General features: G+C 73.2%; 15 protein-coding genes. 11 read left to right on the forward strand and 4 right to left on the reverse strand.

Annotated elements, in window-relative coordinates; translation table 11 throughout:
* The first annotated feature begins 115 nt into the window (after positions 1-115).
* Genes ACOKGD_RS14285 through ACOKGD_RS14295 form a run of 3 tightly spaced genes read left to right on the forward strand, consistent with a single transcriptional unit; the run spans position 116 to position 1898 of the window.
* Positions 116-637: a DUF1990 family protein gene (locus ACOKGD_RS14285; protein WP_342335731.1), complete on the forward strand. Its 522-nt coding sequence runs from the start codon at positions 116-118 to the stop codon at positions 635-637.
* A complete protein-coding gene (locus tag ACOKGD_RS14290) occupies positions 634-1329 on the forward strand; it encodes a hypothetical protein (protein WP_342335733.1) in 696 nt (231 codons plus the stop codon). Before ACOKGD_RS14285 ends, ACOKGD_RS14290 begins: the two co-directional genes overlap by 4 nt.
* Complete coding sequence (locus tag ACOKGD_RS14295; protein ID WP_342335735.1) at positions 1326-1898, forward strand: hypothetical protein; 573 nt, start codon at positions 1326-1328, stop codon at positions 1896-1898. The genes ACOKGD_RS14290 and ACOKGD_RS14295 overlap by 4 nt, the downstream gene beginning before the upstream one ends.
* A gap of 385 nt (positions 1899-2283) precedes the next feature.
* Here the strand turns inward: ACOKGD_RS14295 and ACOKGD_RS14300 are convergent, their stop codons facing one another.
* Positions 2284-3642 carry a hypothetical protein gene (locus ACOKGD_RS14300; protein ID WP_342335736.1) on the reverse strand — a complete coding sequence of 453 codons (1359 nt, stop codon included), beginning with the start codon at positions 3640-3642 and terminating at the stop codon, positions 2284-2286.
* 112 nt (positions 3643-3754) lie between these two features.
* Here ACOKGD_RS14300 and ACOKGD_RS14305 point away from each other — a divergent pair, with 112 nt between their 5' ends.
* Together ACOKGD_RS14305 and ACOKGD_RS14310 are read left to right on the forward strand one after the other, a co-directional pair.
* On the forward strand, positions 3755-4411 hold the full coding sequence (locus ACOKGD_RS14305) for a hypothetical protein (protein WP_342335738.1): 657 nt from the start codon (positions 3755-3757) through the stop codon (positions 4409-4411).
* Complete coding sequence (locus tag ACOKGD_RS14310) at positions 4408-4971, forward strand: hypothetical protein (RefSeq protein WP_342335739.1); 564 nt, start codon at positions 4408-4410, stop codon at positions 4969-4971. Before ACOKGD_RS14305 ends, ACOKGD_RS14310 begins: the two co-directional genes overlap by 4 nt.
* Positions 4972-5405: 434 nt before the next feature.
* On the opposite strand, the gene ACOKGD_RS14315 is transcribed toward ACOKGD_RS14310, so the two are convergent.
* Together ACOKGD_RS14315 and ACOKGD_RS14320 are read right to left on the reverse strand one after the other, a co-directional pair.
* Positions 5406-6698, reverse strand: a complete 1293-nt coding sequence (locus ACOKGD_RS14315; protein WP_342335740.1) for a hypothetical protein — start codon at positions 6696-6698, stop codon at positions 5406-5408.
* A 4-nt stretch (positions 6699-6702) separates the two neighbouring features.
* Positions 6703-7284 (reverse strand): acyl-CoA thioesterase, encoded by a 582-nt coding sequence (locus ACOKGD_RS14320; protein WP_342335742.1) that lies wholly within the window; start codon positions 7282-7284, stop codon positions 6703-6705.
* Between the two features lie 110 nt (positions 7285-7394).
* Between ACOKGD_RS14320 and ACOKGD_RS14325 the strand changes: the two genes are divergently transcribed.
* The 3 genes from ACOKGD_RS14325 (at position 7395) to ACOKGD_RS14335 (ending at position 9909) form a co-directional block, all read left to right on the forward strand.
* On the forward strand, positions 7395-7901 hold the full coding sequence (locus ACOKGD_RS14325) for a GNAT family N-acetyltransferase (RefSeq protein ID WP_342335743.1): 507 nt from the start codon (positions 7395-7397) through the stop codon (positions 7899-7901).
* Between the two features lie 16 nt (positions 7902-7917).
* Positions 7918-8685: a coenzyme F420-0:L-glutamate ligase gene (gene cofE / locus ACOKGD_RS14330; RefSeq protein WP_342335744.1), complete on the forward strand. Its 768-nt coding sequence runs from the start codon at positions 7918-7920 to the stop codon at positions 8683-8685.
* A gap of 288 nt (positions 8686-8973) precedes the next feature.
* Positions 8974-9909 carry a hypothetical protein gene (locus ACOKGD_RS14335; RefSeq protein ID WP_342335746.1) on the forward strand — a complete coding sequence of 312 codons (936 nt, stop codon included), beginning with the start codon at positions 8974-8976 and terminating at the stop codon, positions 9907-9909.
* A gap of 210 nt (positions 9910-10119) precedes the next feature.
* Here the strand turns inward: ACOKGD_RS14335 and ACOKGD_RS14340 are convergent, their stop codons facing one another.
* On the reverse strand, positions 10120-14061 hold the full coding sequence (locus tag ACOKGD_RS14340) for a DUF4082 domain-containing protein (protein ID WP_342335747.1): 3942 nt from the start codon (positions 14059-14061) through the stop codon (positions 10120-10122).
* 94 nt (positions 14062-14155) lie between these two features.
* Here ACOKGD_RS14340 and ACOKGD_RS14345 point away from each other — a divergent pair, with 94 nt between their 5' ends.
* Genes ACOKGD_RS14345 through ACOKGD_RS14355 form a run of 3 tightly spaced genes read left to right on the forward strand, consistent with a single transcriptional unit; the run spans position 14156 to position 17225 of the window.
* Complete coding sequence (locus tag ACOKGD_RS14345) at positions 14156-14941, forward strand: hypothetical protein (RefSeq protein ID WP_342335748.1); 786 nt, start codon at positions 14156-14158, stop codon at positions 14939-14941.
* A gap of 2 nt (positions 14942-14943) precedes the next feature.
* Positions 14944-16233 (forward strand): MFS transporter, encoded by a 1290-nt coding sequence (locus ACOKGD_RS14350; protein WP_342335749.1) that lies wholly within the window; start codon positions 14944-14946, stop codon positions 16231-16233.
* Entirely contained in the window at positions 16230-17225 is a 996-nt protein-coding gene (locus tag ACOKGD_RS14355; RefSeq protein WP_342335750.1) for a hypothetical protein, read from the forward strand. The genes ACOKGD_RS14350 and ACOKGD_RS14355 overlap by 4 nt, the downstream gene beginning before the upstream one ends.
* Positions 17226-17231 lie beyond the last annotated feature (6 nt).

Consider the following 17231-nt stretch of genomic DNA (forward strand, 5'->3'; position numbering starts at 1 on the left):
TAGATACGAGGCCCTGCGTTCGGGCTGATCTCGGCGGATTCACGTCGGGCCGGGTCGCGCACCCGGGCACCGCTGTCCATACGCGGCGAGCGCCCGGCGCTGACAGGATGGACCCATGCGATCGGGGAGCGCATTCACCTACAGCGACGTCGGCGGCACGCGCCGCGACGATCTCGTCGCGCGCCCGCCGCGCGGCTACCGGCCCATCGAGCGGCGCGAGCGCATCGGCGACGGCGAGGCCCTGTGGCGCGCGGCCGGAGACGCGACCCTGCACTGGGGCATCCAGCGGCGATCCGGGATCGGGGTGACGGCACCCCACGACGACGAGCTCGCCCCCGACGACGTGGCGATCATGCGCATCGGGCTGTGGCCCCGCGATGTGCCCTGCCGCGTCGTCTACGTGGTCGACGAGCCCCGCGTGCGCGGATTCGCCTACGGCACGCTGCGCGGCCATCCTGAGCGCGGCGAGGAGGCGTTCCTCGTCGAGCTCGACGCGGACGGATCGGTCTGGGTGCGCATCCGCGCGTTCTCGCGCCCGGCGGGCTGGCTGTTCTGGGTCGGCTACCCCGCCGTGATGCTGATGCAGCGGATCTACACCGACCGGTACCTCCGCGCCCTGAAGGGTGTGGTCGCGTGAGCGGCGAGCGGCCGCAGGGGCGCGAGAGGCGCACCCCCGCGACGTGGATCCGGGTGGCGGCCGACAAGGTGCCGCCCAAGTGGGTCACGGTGAGCGCCGTGGCGCTGTTCCTCGCCGGCACGGCCGCGTTCGGCGGCCTGGCCGACGCGCCCGCCGCCGCCGAGAAGCCGCTCACGCCGCTCGAGCCGGGCGACGCGCATGACACCGGCGAGCTGAAGGTCACGCTCGACCGCGCGGTGCTGATCGACACGCTCGACGGCTCGGGCACCTACCCGCTCGATGACGGCAGCGAGCGCGTCCTGGCCGTCCTCGCCACGATCGAGAACCCGGGCAACGAGGCGCTCGACACCCTCTCGTTCGCCACCGACCAGATCGCGGTGACCGGCATGCCCACCGAGCGACCGGACGGCCGCGCGCTGGAGGTGTCCACCGCGCGGCTCGACGACGCGACCATCTCCCCCGTCATCCAGCCCGGCTTCTCGGTCGAGATCGCCCTGACCTGGCCGGTGCCACGCGATCTGTGGCGGGCCGACGACGAGCTGCACCTGACCATCTCGGATCTGACATGGTTCGAACCCACCTTCCTCGGTGACGGCCCCGGCTTCTGGACCGAGCCCGCCGTGCCCGCCGCCGAGATCGACCTCGTCGTCGAGGACGTCGGCGCGGGCGTCGAGACCGAGGACGCGCAGTGAGCCCCGCGCCGCGGGTCGGCTCCCTCGCGCAGTGGGCCGCGGGGCTGGGGCTGGTCGCGCTCGCCTGGGGCGTGATCGCCGTGACGCCGGGCGACGATTTCGCCGACCAGCCCTTCGTCACGCAGGCGCGGATCGATGAGCCCGCCGAGGGCCGCAACCTCCGGATCACGGTGCTCGACGCCCGCAGGGCCGACCACGTCAGCGACGAACGCGGCTGGTCGGCCGACGGCACGTGGGTGCTGGTGAGCTTCGAGGCGGAGGCGCTGTCGTCCGAGAAGGACTCGACGCTCTCCCGAGCCCTGCTGCGGATCGGCGACCGGGCCTACACGGTCTCGGATCGACCCTCCGTGGGTGCGGATGCCCGCACCCACCTCGCCGTGGGGGTGCCGAAGCTGCTCACCGCCGCCTTCGAGATCCTCGACGAGGATGCCGACGCGCAGGCGACCCTCGAGCTGGGGTTCGCCAAGTACGACGCCCGACTCGACTCCGAGATCCGGCTGGCGCTGGACCTCGCCGAGCTGGACGTCGATGACACCGCGGAGATCCCCGACGGGAGGTGGGCCGAGTGAGCGCCCCTCGCCCCAGCTGGCTGCGTCGCAACGCGGCCGCGCTCGGTGCCCTGGCGGTGCTGCTGCCCACGGCCACGTTCGTCATAGGCGCGCAGGAGTGGGTGACCGCCGAGGGCTACCTGCCGTTCTCGGCGATCGAGGTGCCCGCGGGCGACACCACCGACTACGCCGGGACGACCTACGGCCCGGCCTCCGTGCGGCACGCGACGCCCGCCGACGAGCTCGATGTCCCCGCCGGCGCGATGGGTCTTGTGCTCGAGTTCGACATCGCGCCCGGCGACGAGGCGCAGCTGTGCTCCGTGACGCTGCGAGAGGCGGAGGGCGAACAACGCGAGTGGCTGGCGACGGGCAACCGCGCGCCCTGCACCAGCGATGCGACGGGGCCCTACGAGGGCTCGCTCGCGTTCGTCGTGCCGGAGGACGCGGGGCCGTTCACCGCCGATGTCGAGGTGAGCAGGCTCGAGTCGGCCCCGACCATGTTCCCGCCCTTCATCCGCTTCCTGCTCGACTGATCCGCATCCGGCACGAGCCGGCGCAGCGTCTCGTCGTATCCCGACGCGACGAGCGCGATCCGGAGCGGCTCGATGAGGAGAGCCGGGATCAGGAAGAGCGCGTCGTCCCACAGCACCCAGAACTCATTGAGGCCGTGCGGGCCGATCAGCCGCGTCATCGCGTACTCGACGCCTTCGCCCAGAAGACCGAGGAGGGCGAACAGCAGCACGAAGAACCCGATCAGCACCGGGCCCGCGCGCCACATCAGCATGATCGCGCTCCAGATCGGCTCGAGGCGCGAGGTGGCCTGGGCCGAGGCGTCGCGGATGACGCGACGCACGGGCGCACGCAGGCCCTTGTAGCGCTCGACGACCGCCTGCGCGCGGCGGTGGGAGAGCTCGGGCGCCTTCGCCGACACCGCGTGCCCGTAGATCGCGCCGGTGACGGTGAGCCACGCGAGCGGAAGCAGGATCACCCCGCCCAGCTCGCCGAGGAACCACACCGCTCCGTCCCACAGCCACACCAGCGGGAAGAGCGTGTCGAGCGCCCACTCGCGCAGGTCGGCCAGCCAGACCATCGCCAGGCGCCCCTCGACCCAGCTGCCCACGATGCCGAGCAGGTCGGTCAGGATCAGCGCCGCCATCACGACCCAGAGCGACTCGAGGTAGACGGTCACGGGCGCGAGCCAGCGGTGCTTCCTCACCGACTCGCGGCCGAGCACCCACCTCAGCGCGAACGCCACGACGAGCACGCCGATCGACACGGGGGTCAGCAGCAGCTCTCCGGCCGCGAAGTCCCACTCGCGGGGGTCGCCGCTGTTCTCCAGGTTCAGGAAGTCGATGTGCTCGAAGGCGTGCTCGCGCCGCCTCTCGAGTGTGCGCAGCACCACCTGCTTGAAGTCCTCGGTGAGGTAGCTGTAGGCGGTGTAGAACGCCACGAACGGCACCGTGCCGCCCAGGAGCGCTCGCACGAAGTCGCGCCGACGCTCGGCGGGATCCTGCGGCCGGGGCGCGAGCGCGCCGAGGTGACGCAGCCCGTCGCGCACCACGAGCAGCATCGCCACGTACGAGACGAGCTTCGACAGCGGGGCGAACGGCTGCAGCAGCACACCGCCGATGTCGCTGTACGCACCCACCACGCCCGCGAGCTCGATCGCCAGGTAGTGGGCGAGGGTGCCCGCCACGTACCAGGCCAGCAGCGCCGGCCAGTGGTCGCGCAGCACGCGCCCCATCGTCGTCAGCATCCCCCGCACCCGCCCACGGTACCGCGGCGGATGCGCCCGGCCGGCGGGCACTTCTGCCGACTCCGCCGTCGTCGGGGCGGTGGTCGCGAGACGGCCGGTGCCGCGCCCATAGGGTGGTGCCGTGGCTGTGGCGACGTGGACGACCGCTCGGCGCGTGATCGCGCTGTGGGCGCGGCGTTCGCGCGCGAGGATGCGGGGGCTCGGCCGTGGCTTCTGGATCGCCCTGGGAGTGCTGGCGGCCGGCGTGATCCTCGTCGCCGGCCTCGGCGGTTTCGCTCCCGCGCACCGCGATCCGGTGCCCCTCGCCTCTCTCGACCCGGGCGACCTGCACACGAACGACGAGCTGTCGGTGCGCATCCTGTCGGCCGAGATCACCGACGACCCGGATCTGTACCTCGAGGAGGGCGAGCAGGCCGTGCTCGTCGAGCTCGAGGTGACCACGCATTGGCGCGAACCCCTCGAAGCGAGCGGCACGCTGGGCCGCTCGCTCGACTTCGCCGATCTGCCCGAGGACGGCCCCGACAGCGTCACCCGCACGGACGGTGGGGCCGCTGGCTTCCTGCAGCCCGAGCTGCGGGCGCCGCTGACGCTGCGGTGGGATGTGCCCGCCGGATCGATCGAGCCCGGCTCCGACCTGCACGTGACGATCCGGGATGGACGCCTGCGGCAGCTCGAGATCCTGGGGGACGACTGGACATGGGTCGATCACCGCCCCGCGGCCGAGCTCGACGTGCCGCTCACGGATCGCACCGGGCTCGCCGAGGAGGAGGACGAATGAGGCCGTCCGCCATGTGGGCCGCCGCGATCGGCTTCGCCGTGCTCGCGTGCGTCGTCACCGCGGTCACTCCGGTGTCGAACCTCGCCTACTCGACGAACGCGACGCGCATGCCGTTCGACCTGCCGATGACGCTCGGCGAGACCACCACCGGCCGCACCTTCACCGCTGAACCGACCGCGGTGCGCGCGGCCTCCTCGATCGAGGCGGAGGACGGGCCCGTCGAGGGGACGTTCCTCATCGTGGATCTTGTGCTCGACGGCACCGGGGTGGAGCCCTCGACGCGACTCGGCGGCATCAAGCTGGAGCTGGGCGAGCGCACCTACTACCCCGCATCGCGGATCCGACGCACGCTGGTGGACGAGAGCCTGCGCGCCGGTCTCCCCGTGGCGGGCAGCATCGTGTTCGAGCTCCCCCCGGACGACTTCCGGGGGGAGGCGCGCGTGGTGCTCGCGAACCGCCTGGACATCCGATTCGACGACCGCCTGGTGCTGGATGTCGACCTCGACGCCCTCGAGCCCCAGCCCTCGGTCGTCGTCGAACCCGCCGGGTGGGCCGAGTGAGCGCGGGGATGCCGAAGGTACGGCAGGCGTTTGTGCTGGCGGGGGTGACCGCCGCCGCGATCGGCGTGCTGGCGTGGACGGGTTGGAGCGAGTACGAGTCGCACAGCAGCGACGCCTATCCGCGCACGGTCGAGCGGGGCCAGACCGTGCACGACCTCGGCGCCGCCTGGGGACCGGTCGAGCTGAACGATGTCACCGGCCTGCGCGACCCGGAGGATCCGCTGCCGAAGGGGGCGCGGGCGATCGAGGCCGTGCTGCCCGTCGACCCCGACGCGACGCACATGGTCTGCCGGATCGGCGCGCTCGCCGAGACGCCCTCGCGCGACGCCGTGGAGCACCGGCCGGGGGCCCGCCAGCCACGCGCGTGGAGCGTCGAGTTCGGCGCGGGCCTGCTCGACGACGTCGAGCGCAGCGACTCGTGCGACGGCGAGAGCTCAGACCCGGCCGAGCTGCGCGGCGTCTTCTTCGTGCCCCGCGACGTGGCCGACGACCTCGTTGTCTCCGTCGACATCACCACCGACGCGGGCTTCGAGACCCTGCGCTTCCTGGTCTCGCGCTGACGCATCCGCGGGCTTCCCGGATCCCGATCCGCGCAGGCGGCCGACCGCCGCGTTGCACGCGGCCGCGACGAGCGCCACGAGAAGCGGGGTGACGACGAGCGTGGGGACGAGCGCCAGCACGGGCACGAACGACCCGAGGATCCCCGTCACGTCGTGCGGGCCGACGAGTCGCGAGACGAACCACAGCGTCACGGGCTCCATGAGGCCGATCAGCGCGTAGATGAGGCAGTACGCCGCGATGAGCAGCGGCCCCGTCCGGCGCATCAGACGCCAGCCGCTGCGCAGCGTGTCGGTCTGGTCGACCATCTCCTCGACCACCGCCCCGCCGACCTTCACCACGCCAGGGGCCTTCCTCCTCGGCCGCGGCGCGGCGGCCTCGTCGTCCTCGAGCGACTGGCCGTAGACGGTCGCGGCGGCGAGCATCCACGCCACCGGCACGAAGATCGCCTCGAACAGGATCGTCACGAGCGGCTGGATCGCATCCCACACCGTCACGAGCGGCGCCGCGATCACCGCGAGCGCGGCCCGTGCGTCCTCGAACCAGACCCCCACCTGCCGCCCCGCGAGCCACTCCTCGACGACGCCGAGACCGGAGTCGAGGGCGAACTCGGTGAAGAACACCCAGATCACCTCGAGCAGCACGACAACGCCGGCCAGCCCCCACCACAGCCGCCCGCCGAAGCGGCCCCATGCCAGCCGCAGGGCGAGGCAGACCGCGATCACGATGAGGGTCGGCAGGTTCAGGCCGATGACCCAGAGCTCGGGCTGCTGCCCCGCCCACTCCCAGATGTGGATCGCGCCGGCGAGCTCGAGGTAGGCGCGGAAGTCCTGCTCGAGGAGGCCGCTGACGTAGTAGAAGACGGCGAAGGGGAGGGAGGCGCCCATGACGGTGCGCACGAAGCCGCCCACGCCCTGCTCGCTCTCGGTGACGAGGCCGTCGAGCTCGTCGCGCACGACGATCAGCATCGCCACGAACACCGTCAGGCGCGTCAGCATCGCCAGCGACAGGACGAGCACCGCGAGGAAGGGGCTGAAGCCGGCGACCTGCGCCGCGGCGCTGAGGATCAGGTCGCGCAGCACCACCCCGGCGATCCACCAGGACAGCAGCTGCATCCACCGGTGCGCGACGATGCGCCAGATGTCGGTGGCGATCCGCACGGCGAACATGCCGTCAGGCTATCGAGTCCCAGTCGCTCGGCGCGGGACGGCGGGTCGAGGGCAGCGCCACGTGCCCCGCCCACTCGTGCATCCACTCGGGCACGACCGGCAGGTCGCCGCCGCCATGACGCTGCAGGTCGAGCGCGTCGATGACGTCCTCGATGGGCACGGTGCCGCCCTTGCGGCTCAGCATCCGGGCGCGGATCGTCGCAGTGGCGTAGATCTCGCCGCCCACGACCGCGCGGTGCTCGAGGTACATGGCGCGGTCGTCGTGGCCGATCCACCGGCTCTGCAGCTCGAAGCGCTGCCAGAGGTTCAGCGACTTCCGGAACGTGATCGTCTCGCTGCCGACGACCGGGTACCAGCCGCGCTCGTCCATGATCCGGTGCAGGTCCGTCCGGATCATCAGATCCCACCGTCCGAGGTCGAACAGCGACAGGTAACGGCCGTTGTTCATGTGGCGCAGCACGTCGATGTCGGTCGGCAGGGTGCGCAGCCGGACCCGCCCGACGGCGGTCGCCGGGAGGCGCCCTTCACGGCGGCGGCGGCGCCGCGCGCGGGCCATAACGAGCAGGGTGCGCCAGATCACATTCACGAGCCGTGACTCTGGCACATCCGGCCCGCATCGCGCGCCGTCGTTGTGGCTCTCCGACAACATGTCAGACCGATTTCCACCGAGCGGAACGGGTGCGTAGGCTCGGCGCCATGGGGACTGAAACGCTCGATGATGTGCTGATCCGCCCGATCCGCGACGTGGATGCCGAGGCCATGGGCCGCGTGCACGCCCAGGTCTGGCACGAGACCTACGACGGGATCATCTCGCGCGCCACGCTCGAGAACGTCTCGCCTCGCCGCCTGGCCGAGCTGTGGACGCACTACGCCTCGCAGGGTGACGACATCCGTCACGCCGCGGCGCTCGTCGACGGCGAGATCATCGGCTTCGCCGCCTCGGGCCCCGCCCGCGACCCCGAGGCTCCCGCCGCGCGCGAGTTCTACTTCGTGTACCTGCTCGACTCGTGGCACCGGAAGGGCATCGGCCGCAAGCTGTTCGACGCGGTCGTCGACGACGGCGAGCCCCTCTACCTCTGGCTGGCGGAGCAGTACCCCGGCGCGCGCACCTTCTACGAGAAGCGCGGCTTCCACGTCGACGGCAAGCGCGACGAGATCTTCCTCGGTGAGACGATCACCGAGGTCCGGTACGTCCGCCCCTGACCCGGGCCCCTTCGCAGTGCTGAGCATCTGGCCGCTCGCCGGCATCGGCGAGGTGACGAGCGGATCCGACCTGGTGACGGTCATCGGCGACGCGATCGACGGATCCGCGCATCCCCTCGCCGACGGCGACATCCTGGTCGTGACGAGCAAGATCGTGTCGAAGGCCGAGGGGCGCTTCGTGCAGGCGCACGACCGTGAGGACGCGATCACGGCCGAGACCGTGCGCGTCGTCGCGACCCGCACCTCCGCCGACGGCAGCCACGTGACCCGGATCGTCGAGAACCGCCTGGGCATCGTGTCGGCCGCCGCGGGCGTCGACGCGTCCAACACCCCCGAGGGGACCGTGCTGCTGCTGCCGGTCGATCCGGACGCCTCGGCCCGCGCCCTGGCGCTCGGGCTGCGGGCGCGTTTCGGCGTCGAGGTGGGTGTGCTCGTGTCGGACACGCTGGGCCGCGCCTGGCGCGACGGCCAGATCGACCACGCCATCGGGGCGGGCGGGGTGCGTGTGTTCGAGGACCTGCGCGGCTCGACCGACGCCCAGGGTCGCCCCCTCGCGGTGACGCTGCCGTGCGTCGCGGACGAGCTCTGCGCCGCCGCCGACCTCGTGAAGGGCAAGGCCTCGGGGATGCCCGTCGCCGTCGTCCGCGGCCGCGCCGACCTGGTGGGCGGCCTCGACCTGCCCGGTGCCCGCACGATCCCCCGCACGGGCGAGCGCGACATGTTCCGCCTCGGCTACGACGAGGCCTACGCCGAGGGCTTCGCCGCCGGCGCCGCGGCGCGCTGAGGCGCGCCGCGCGGGCGTTGCGGGCGGTGGCGTGGCGCGGGCGGGCAGCGCGGTGGCGTGGTGTGCGGCCGTGGCGGCTCGGCCCCGGGGCGCTGACTAGTCCCGGGCGGGTTCACTAGTCCAGGCGGGACTAGTAATCCCGCCGAGGACTAGTCGACGCGCTACGGCGTCGGCTGACCACCGCCCGAAGCCAGCGGGCCTTCGTCCACGGGGGCGCTCAGCGGCCGGGCGCTCCCACAGGTCGCCGCTTTTCGGTCGGGAGGCCCGGGGATCCGTCAGCGTGAGCGGATGGCCGAGAAGTCGCCCCTCGTATGGACCCACCGGAACTCCCCTACCGCGGATCGCCGCGGCACCACGTTCGTGCGGCGTGGGATCCGCGCGCGACAGACCGAGTGGAAGGCCCTCGCGCCCTGGATGCGGTACCGGGAACGTGTCCGAGCCGCCACGATCGCGCTGAAGGATCCGCTTCTCGGCTGGGAATCCGCAGCCTCCGAGCTCGGGTTGCCGGTGTTCGGCGAACCGCGCCACGTGCACGTCTTCGCCGAGATCGCCGGCCACTCCTACCGGCAGGGCGACGTGCTGACTCACACCGGCGTGGATGGTCGTGAGGAGATCCGGATCAACGGAGTCCGGGTCACGACGCTCGTCGACACGGTGATCGACCTGATCCGCGTGCTGCCCCTTGCGTTCGGCGTGGCGGTCATCGACGCGGCCCTCCGCCAGGGGGCCACTCCGGCGGAGCTCGCGGACCGGCTGCGCACGCAGCGCAATCCGCGCGGCCGTGCGCGCGCCTGGGACGCGCTGCGCCGCGCCGATGCTCGCGCCGAGTCGGCGTTCGAGAGCGTGAGCCGGGTGCTGATCGCCCTGCTGGGGTTTGAGGACCCAGAGCTGCAGCGCGCCTTCCTGCTCGAGGGGCGGGTCCGCCGCCCCGACTTCTACTGGCCGTCCGTGGGCATAGCCGGAGACTCCGACGGAGACGAGAAGTACTTCCGCGGCGACATCCTGGAGGCTCAGGAGAGGATCCGCGACCAACGGCGCCGCGACATCGAGCTGCAGGCCGTGGTGCGGCGTTCGGTGCACTGGGAGTGGCCGGACGCCATGGACCCGGCGCGCCTGGAACGGATCCTCGTCACCGCCGGCGTGCCTCGCATCCGGCCCGCGGATCCCCATGTCGTCGCGGCGATCGCGAACGGCTCCCGGACCCTCCGCACACGCCGCACCTGACCCGCGCCGCGCGGCCGCCGGGCGGCGCCGCCCCTCGCGCGTTGACTAGTCCCGCGCGGGGTCACTGGTCCAGGCGGGACTAGTGAACCCGCGGTGGACTAGTCAACGCCCCACGACGCACCCCACGCACGCCGCCCCCCACGCACGCCGCACCCACCCACGGCCCACCCCGCGCCGCGCCACCGCCCGCGCCGGATCACCCGCGCCGAATCACCCGCGTTCGAAGACCACGTCGACGAAGTAGTTCGTCGCGCGCCAGGTGTCCTGGGGGAAGCCGCCGCCGTAGGCGTAGCGGCCGTTCGCCGCGCCCGCGGTCAGCGGCCCGGAGGCGATGGCGCCGCCGGCGAACCGATCGGCCTCGGCCGCGTAGCCGCCTCCGGGGGCGAGGTACGACACGACGTACGAGGTGCCGGCCTGCACGGGATACGGCTCGGCGAGCACGGCCGTCTGCCATCCCACGCTGCCGGTGTCCGGGAAGACCACCGTGGCGAGCGGGTCGCCCCCGGCGCTCCAGAGGGTGCCGGTGTGGGGGCCGGGGTTCGCGGGCCCGCGGAAGAACCGGATGCCGGTCACAACGCCGGCCTCGGAGGGTGCGAACTGCATGCCCAGCTCGACCCGTGAGGCGTCGGCCGCCGAGGCGGTGACAGGGGTCTCGCCGCCGAAGAGCGTGCAGGGGCATCCGTCGGCGGCCGCCGTCTCGAAGCTCCAGCTCACGGGCGTCGCGCCCACGCCGCTGACCTGCACGGTGTACGACGCGCGGGGCTGCAGGGGCGCGGAGGGCGTGAAGGCGAGCACCCTGCCGCCGTCCGAGGCCTGCGTGGTGCCGGCGACCGGCCCGTCCGCGCCGGTCACGGTCAGCTGGGCGCCCGCGGCCAGGGGGAGGTCGAAGCGCGCGGTCACCGCCGTCGCGGGGTCGACGCCCAGCGCGCCGGCACCGGGTGCGGCCTCCAGCAGCGTGGGCACCGCGTCGTCCGGGGTGAACACCACGTCGACGAGGTAGTCGCCCGGGCTGCGACCGCCCGGGAACCCGCCCTCGTACGAGTAGGCCCCGCCGTTCACGGGCACGCTGAGCGGCCCGCGCACGAGCCCCGCGTCGAAGGATCCGATCGAGTACGCGTAGCGCCCCACGGTCGTGGTGTACGAGGCGATGTACTCGGATCCGGCGTCGATGTGCACCGGCTGGTCGAGCACGGCCGTCTGCCAGCCCTGGGTGGTCTCGTCGCGGAACGTCGCCTCGACGATCCGCGAGCCGCCGGCGTTCCACAGCTCGCCCCGGTGCTCGCCGGTGTTGCCCGGCCCCTTGTAGAACCGGATCGCGCTGATCGTGCCCGCCGAGGCGGCGGAGAAGCGCACTCCGAGCGTGAGCGGCACGGTCTCGGGCACCTCGAGCATCATCGGCTCGGTGCTCTCGGGGAACAGCGAGCAGGGGCACGCGCCCTCGGGGCGGTCGTCCGCGGCGGTGGTGAAGGCCCAGGTGTCCGGCGCCTCCAGCTCGCGGCCCTGCGGATCGCGGGCCATGACCGTGGCCGTGTAGGTCGTGGCGGGGGCCAGCGGCGCGGAGGGCGCGAACACGACGCGCCGCGCGGGGGCGTCGTATGACACCGCACCGCCGACCGGCGTGCCGTCGGGCCCGACGAGGGTGAGCTGCGCGCTCGCGGGATCGATCGGCTTCGACATCGTCGCCGCGACCTGGGTGCCCCGGGCCACGCTGCCGGATCCGGCCAGCGGCTGGTGGGCGGTGACCACGAGGGGCGAGTCGTCGACGGTCGCGAAGATCACGTCGACGAAGTAGTGGCTCGACCCCCAGCTGGCCGAGGGGAACTCGCCGGGTGCGGCGTAGACGCCGGCCGACTCGGCTCCGAAGCCACCGGCGACCGAAAGGGGCGGCGCCAGCAGCCCGCGCGACCAGAAGGCGTCGGCCTGGGCCGCGTAGTGCCCGGAGGGCGCGGCGTACGACACGGTGTACGTCTGGCCGGCCGTCAGCGGCACGGCCGTGGCGAACCGCGCGGTCTGCCACCCGACGGCCGGATCGTCGGCGAACTCGACCGTGCTCAGCCGCTGGTGCCCCGCGGTCCACAGCGTGCCCACGTGCCGGCCGGTGTTCCCCTCGCCCCGGTAGAAGCGCACGCCGCTCGCGAATCCGTCGATCTGCGGGGTGAAGCGCAGGCCGAGCTCGACAGCGCCCGCGTCGTCGACGGCGGGCTGCTGGGGCGCCCGGGCGCCGAACACCGTGCACGGGCAGTCGGCGCCGAAGTCCACACGCGTGGCGCCGCCGATGTTCGCGCTGTCGTCGATCGCCCGGGCGAGGAGGGCCACGGGGCCGTCGCCGCTCTGGATGTACGTGTACGACCACGCGGCGGCGCCCTCCGCGGGGTGCCAGGTGGCGCCGTCGTCGGTGGAGATCTCCACCCCCGCGACGCGGCCGCCGGCGTCGGCCGCGGTGCCGGTGGCGGTCACCGCCGTGCCGTTGGCGATGCGCTGCCCGGCGACGGGAGTCAGGACCGCCGCGGTCGGCGCGGTCTCGTCGGTCGATGCGGTGGGGGCCTCGAGGTCATCCTGCAGCGTCGCCGGCAGGGCGTCCATGTCGGCGAGCAGATTCGCCGTCGCCTGCTGCATCCGCGGATCCGCGGGCGCGCCGTCGCCGTCGTGCTCCTGATCGAGCCCCCAGGCCCACTGCACGCTGCCGGCCGAGAACACCAGGGCGCCGGAGGGGGCGCGGTACATGGTGAGGTGGTGCGTGGTGCTGCCGGGCGCGACGACGTTGCCGAAGTCCTGCAGGTACTGCGGAACCGCGCCCTTCGTCGTGGACAGCCGGATCAGCCCCGGCGGGCGCGAGCCGTTGTCGAGGTCCTCGTTCGACTCGTAGCCCACCGTGTGCGGCGCGAGCGCGGCGCTGCCGCCGTCGGGCAGGCCGGCCAGCTCCGTGCCGCGCCAGAGGCGCAGACGCCCCTCCTCGGCCGAGACGGTGACGGGGAGATCCGAGTGGTTGGACATGTACGCCGTGCCCGTGAGGGCGTTCTCGGGCATCCCGCCGCCGTCGGCGGGGGCGGCGAAGCGCGGGTCGCGCCAGGTGCCCGTCCACTGCGCGGTGGGGTCGAGCTTCGAGTTCGCCCAGGTCTCCTTGTACGACGTCAGCGTGCGGTACGAGGCCGAATCACCCGCGGTCGCGTCCTCCCAGCGGACGCGCCAGTACATCTCGTTGCCGCTGAAGAACGCCAGGTTCACCCCGGCGTCCCGCGCCGCCTCGACGTTCGCCCGCTGCTGGCCCGACCAGTACTCGTCGTGACCGGTCGAGGTGAAGACCCGATGGTTCCGGATCAGGTCGCCGCGACGATCCGAGTCGACACCCGTTGTGTACGAGACGTCGTAGCCGTTGCGCTCGAGGTAGCGGACCATCGCGTACTCGGCGGAGAAGTAGAAGTCGCGCCCGTTCTCGACCGAGCGGGTCGCGAAGGGGCGGTTGTAGCTGAGCTTGTAGGCGCGCCCGGCGATGGCCCCCTGATAGAAGCTCGACCCGCCATAGGTGTTGTACGCCTGCCAGGTGGTGTCGGAGGTCTGGAACAGGATGTCCGAGTCGCTGTCGTCGTCGCGGACGACGAAGGTGATGTGGCTGCGCCCGCCGGTGTCACCGCGCTCGAGCAGCGCCACGTACACGCCCGAGACGGCCGTGTCGGGCACCTGCCACGTCGCGGAGACGCGCCATGCGCCGCAGTCGTAGAGGTCGGTCTCCTGGTCGCGCCGGCACTCGGGCTGCGGGTCGGGGAAGATGGTCGGCTCGACGGTGTCGATCTCGCGGGCCCCGTCGCCCCGGTACCAGCCGGTGCGGTAGATGGTGATCGTGTAGTCGAGGGCGTCGGTGTCGACCTTGAAGCCGATGCTCTGGCCCGCGTCCACGCTGATGTCGGTCGCGTAGCCCTGGATGTCGTCGTCGCCCGCGCCGTCGATGTCCCACACCTCGGGGGCGGCGCCGCGCTGGTCGTTCTCGCACGCGATCTCGTTGCCCTCCGGGCCGCACGGGCCGGAGGCGGCCGCCGCGGGCACCGCGGGTGAGGCGGAGGCCGGAGCGGGCGCCACCACCACGGCGCCCGGCGCGACGAGCAGCATCAGAGCGAGCGCGGCGGTGCGCACCCGCGATGACGTGGATCTGGCCATGGATCTCCCCTTCGGTCGCGTATCAGGAGTGCGCCCCTGCGCTCCCGATACACGGGCTCGGGATCATTCCGATCCGTCCCGGAGGAGGCGACCGATGCACGGTGACGACGCACGCGGCGGGCTGCGCCCGAGGGCGCTGCGTATCGGCGCGGCCGTGCTCGCGGGCGGTGCGCTCGGGGTGGCCATCTTCCTGTGGCTGAACGCGCCCGTCGCGCAGGACGCCGGGTCCTCCCGCCCCGGTGCGTCCGAGGTGGCGACGCCCCCGGCCGCGCCCTCCCCCTCGGTCCCCGGCTCCACGCCGCAGAGCGCCGAGCCCACCCCGGCGCCGACCGAGCCCGACGGATCCGCCCCCGATGGGCCGGCCCCCGACGCGTCCGATCCGCCCGCCCCCGCCCCCGATGCGACGGAGGCGCCGGCCGAGCCCTTCACCAACAGCCCCGGCATCGAGGCGCCGCCCGAGCCCGACCCCACCCCGACCGTGCCCGGCGCGGTCGGCCCGCTGCCGACGCTCCCCGACGTCGCCGTCCCCGCGGCGCCCGCAGAGCCGGTGACGGCGGTCGACGCGCTGGTCAAGGGCTTCCCCACCGACGTCCTGCCGCTGGATGCCGGCTCGTCGGTGCTGTCGTCCTCCCTCGCGGGCGACGGCGATCGCCTGCTGGCGACGGTCGAGGCGACCGACCCGGCGAGCCCCGACCAGGTGCTCGCGCGCACCACCGACCAGCTCGTCGCCCTCGGCTTCACCTGGAGCGAGACGCCCGCGACATCGGGCAGCACGGCGCGCTCCTTCACCCGCGACGGCCACATGGTGGTCGTCAGCGTCCGCCCCCAGTCCGACGGATCCCTGTTCCGCATCGTCGGGATCCTCGACGAGACGAGCTGACCGTGTACATCAGCCTGAGCGACCGCCCCGCCGCGAAGACCGCCCCCGACGCTCCGCCCGCGCGACCGGCAGGGCGGCGCCACGTCGCCCCCACCGTCGTCGCGCTGGGCGTCGTCTCGATGCTCACCGACATCTCGTCCGAGTCGGTCGCCGCCGTCCTGCCGCTGTACCTCACCAGTGTGATGGGCCTGTCGCTGCTGGCGTACGGCGTCGTCGACGGCATCTTCCAGGGCGCGAGCGCCCTGGTGCGGATCGGCGCGGGCTGGGCCTCGGATCGCACCGACCGCCCGAAGTGGGTGGCGTTCGCCGGCTACCTCCTCTCGGCTCTCACCCGCGGCTGGCTGATCGTGGCACAGGGCCTGGGCGCCGTCGCGGCGCTCGTGACGATCGACCGGATCGGCAAGGGCATCCGCACGGCCCCCCGCGACGCCATGATCGCGGCGAGCTCCGCGCCGGACGACCTGGCGCGCGCCTTCGGCGTGCACCGCGCGCTCGACACCATCGGGGCGGCGGTGGGCCCGCTGCTGGCCTTCGCGATCCTGCTCCTCATCCCGGACGGCTACGCGACGGTGTTCGTGATGTCGCTCGGCTTCGCGGTGATCGGCGTGACGATCCTGGGCCTGGTGGTGCCCGATCGCCGGCCCCGTCGCGAGCACGCCGCGCCGGGCAGCCGGCCCGCGCCGCTGCGCTGGCGACACCTCGCCCAGCCGCGCCTGCGGGTGCTGCTCGTGGTGATGGGCGTGCTGAGCCTGCTCACCATCGGCGACGGCTTCCTCTACCTCTCGCTGCAGGACCGCAGCGGGTTCGCCGCGCACTGGTTCCCGCTGCTGTTCGTCGGCACGAACGCCGCGTACATCGCACTGGCCGTGCCGTTCGGCCGCCTCGCCGACCGCTGGGGCCGCACGCGCGTGCTGATCCTCGGGCACCTCGGCCTGCTCGGCGCCTACACCCTCGCCCTCATCCCCGTGGAGGGGATCGGCCCGACGCTCGGCTGCCTGGTGCTGCTGGGCGCCTTCTACGCCGCCACCGACGGGGTGCTCGCCGCGGTGGCCGGGTCGCTCGTGGACGCCTCCGTCCGCGCCAGCGCGATCGCCGCGGCCCAGACCATCGTGGCCGTCTGCCGGATGATCGCCTCCGCGGCGTTCGGCGCCCTGTGGTTCACCGTGGGCCGCACCGAGTCGCTCCTCATCCTCGCCGTCCTGCTGGCGCTGAGCGTGCCGGTGTGCCTGGTCGTGGTCACCCGCCTCACCCGCGAGGCGCCGGGCGGCGCGGACGGGAGCGCCGCCGCGTGAGGCGGATCCTGCTCACCACGGTCATCGTCGCCGTCACGGCCGGCATGGTGGCCTTCGGGCTCTCGGCCTACGCCGACAGCCGCGCGGATCGGGAGGGCGCCGCCCCGGTCGCCGAGGCCGATCTCGCGACCGTGCAGGATCAGCCGCGCATCGTCTTCCGCAGCACCGCGCCCGGCGACGCCTACGGCACCGTCGCCATGGTGCCCCTCGCCGATCCGGCCGGCCCGCGCGCGCTCACCGGGGTCGTCTGCGACCGCATCGACGTCGCCGGCGCGCACGCGTCGTGCCTGCGCACCGTGCGGGGTGTCCTCACCACGTTCGAAGCCGACCTCTACGACACCGACTGGAACCGGATCCGATCCTGGCCGCTGCCCGGCATCCCCAGCCGCACACGCCTCTCGGACGACGGCATGATGCTGACCTCGACCGCGTTCGTGACCGGGCACTCGTACGCCGCGGGCGGTTTCTCGACGCAGACGACGGTGCACGCGCTGACCCCGGGGGCCGCCGATCCGGGGGACATCGAGCTGTTCGACCTCATCGTCGACGGCGCCCCACTGCGGGCCGCCGACCGCAACATGTGGGGCGTGACCTTCCTCAGCGGCGACGAGTTCTACGCCACCGCCGCGTCGGGAGATCGCACCTGGCTCGTGCACGGCGACTTCTCGGCGCGCACCCTCACGGCGGTGCGCGAGAACGTCGAGTGCCCCGCGATCTCGCCCGACCGCACCCGCATCGCGTTCAAGAAGGATCGCGGCGACCGTCAGTGGGGCATCGCGGTGCTCGACCTGGCCACGGGCGAGGAGACGGTGCTGCCTGAGACCCGCTCGGTCGACGACCAGCCCGAGTGGCTCGACGATCACACCGTGCTCTACGGGCTGGCCCGCGAGGGCGAGCCCGGCGCCAGCGACGTGTGGTCGCTGGATGTCGCGTCGGGTTCGGCGCCCGAGCTGCTCATCCCGCAGGCCTGGTCGCCGTCGGTGGTGCGCTGACCGGGC

The sequence above is a fragment of the Microbacterium phosphatis genome (assembly GCF_049177115.1).
Lineage (GTDB): Bacteria > Actinomycetota > Actinomycetes > Actinomycetales > Microbacteriaceae > Microbacterium > Microbacterium phosphatis.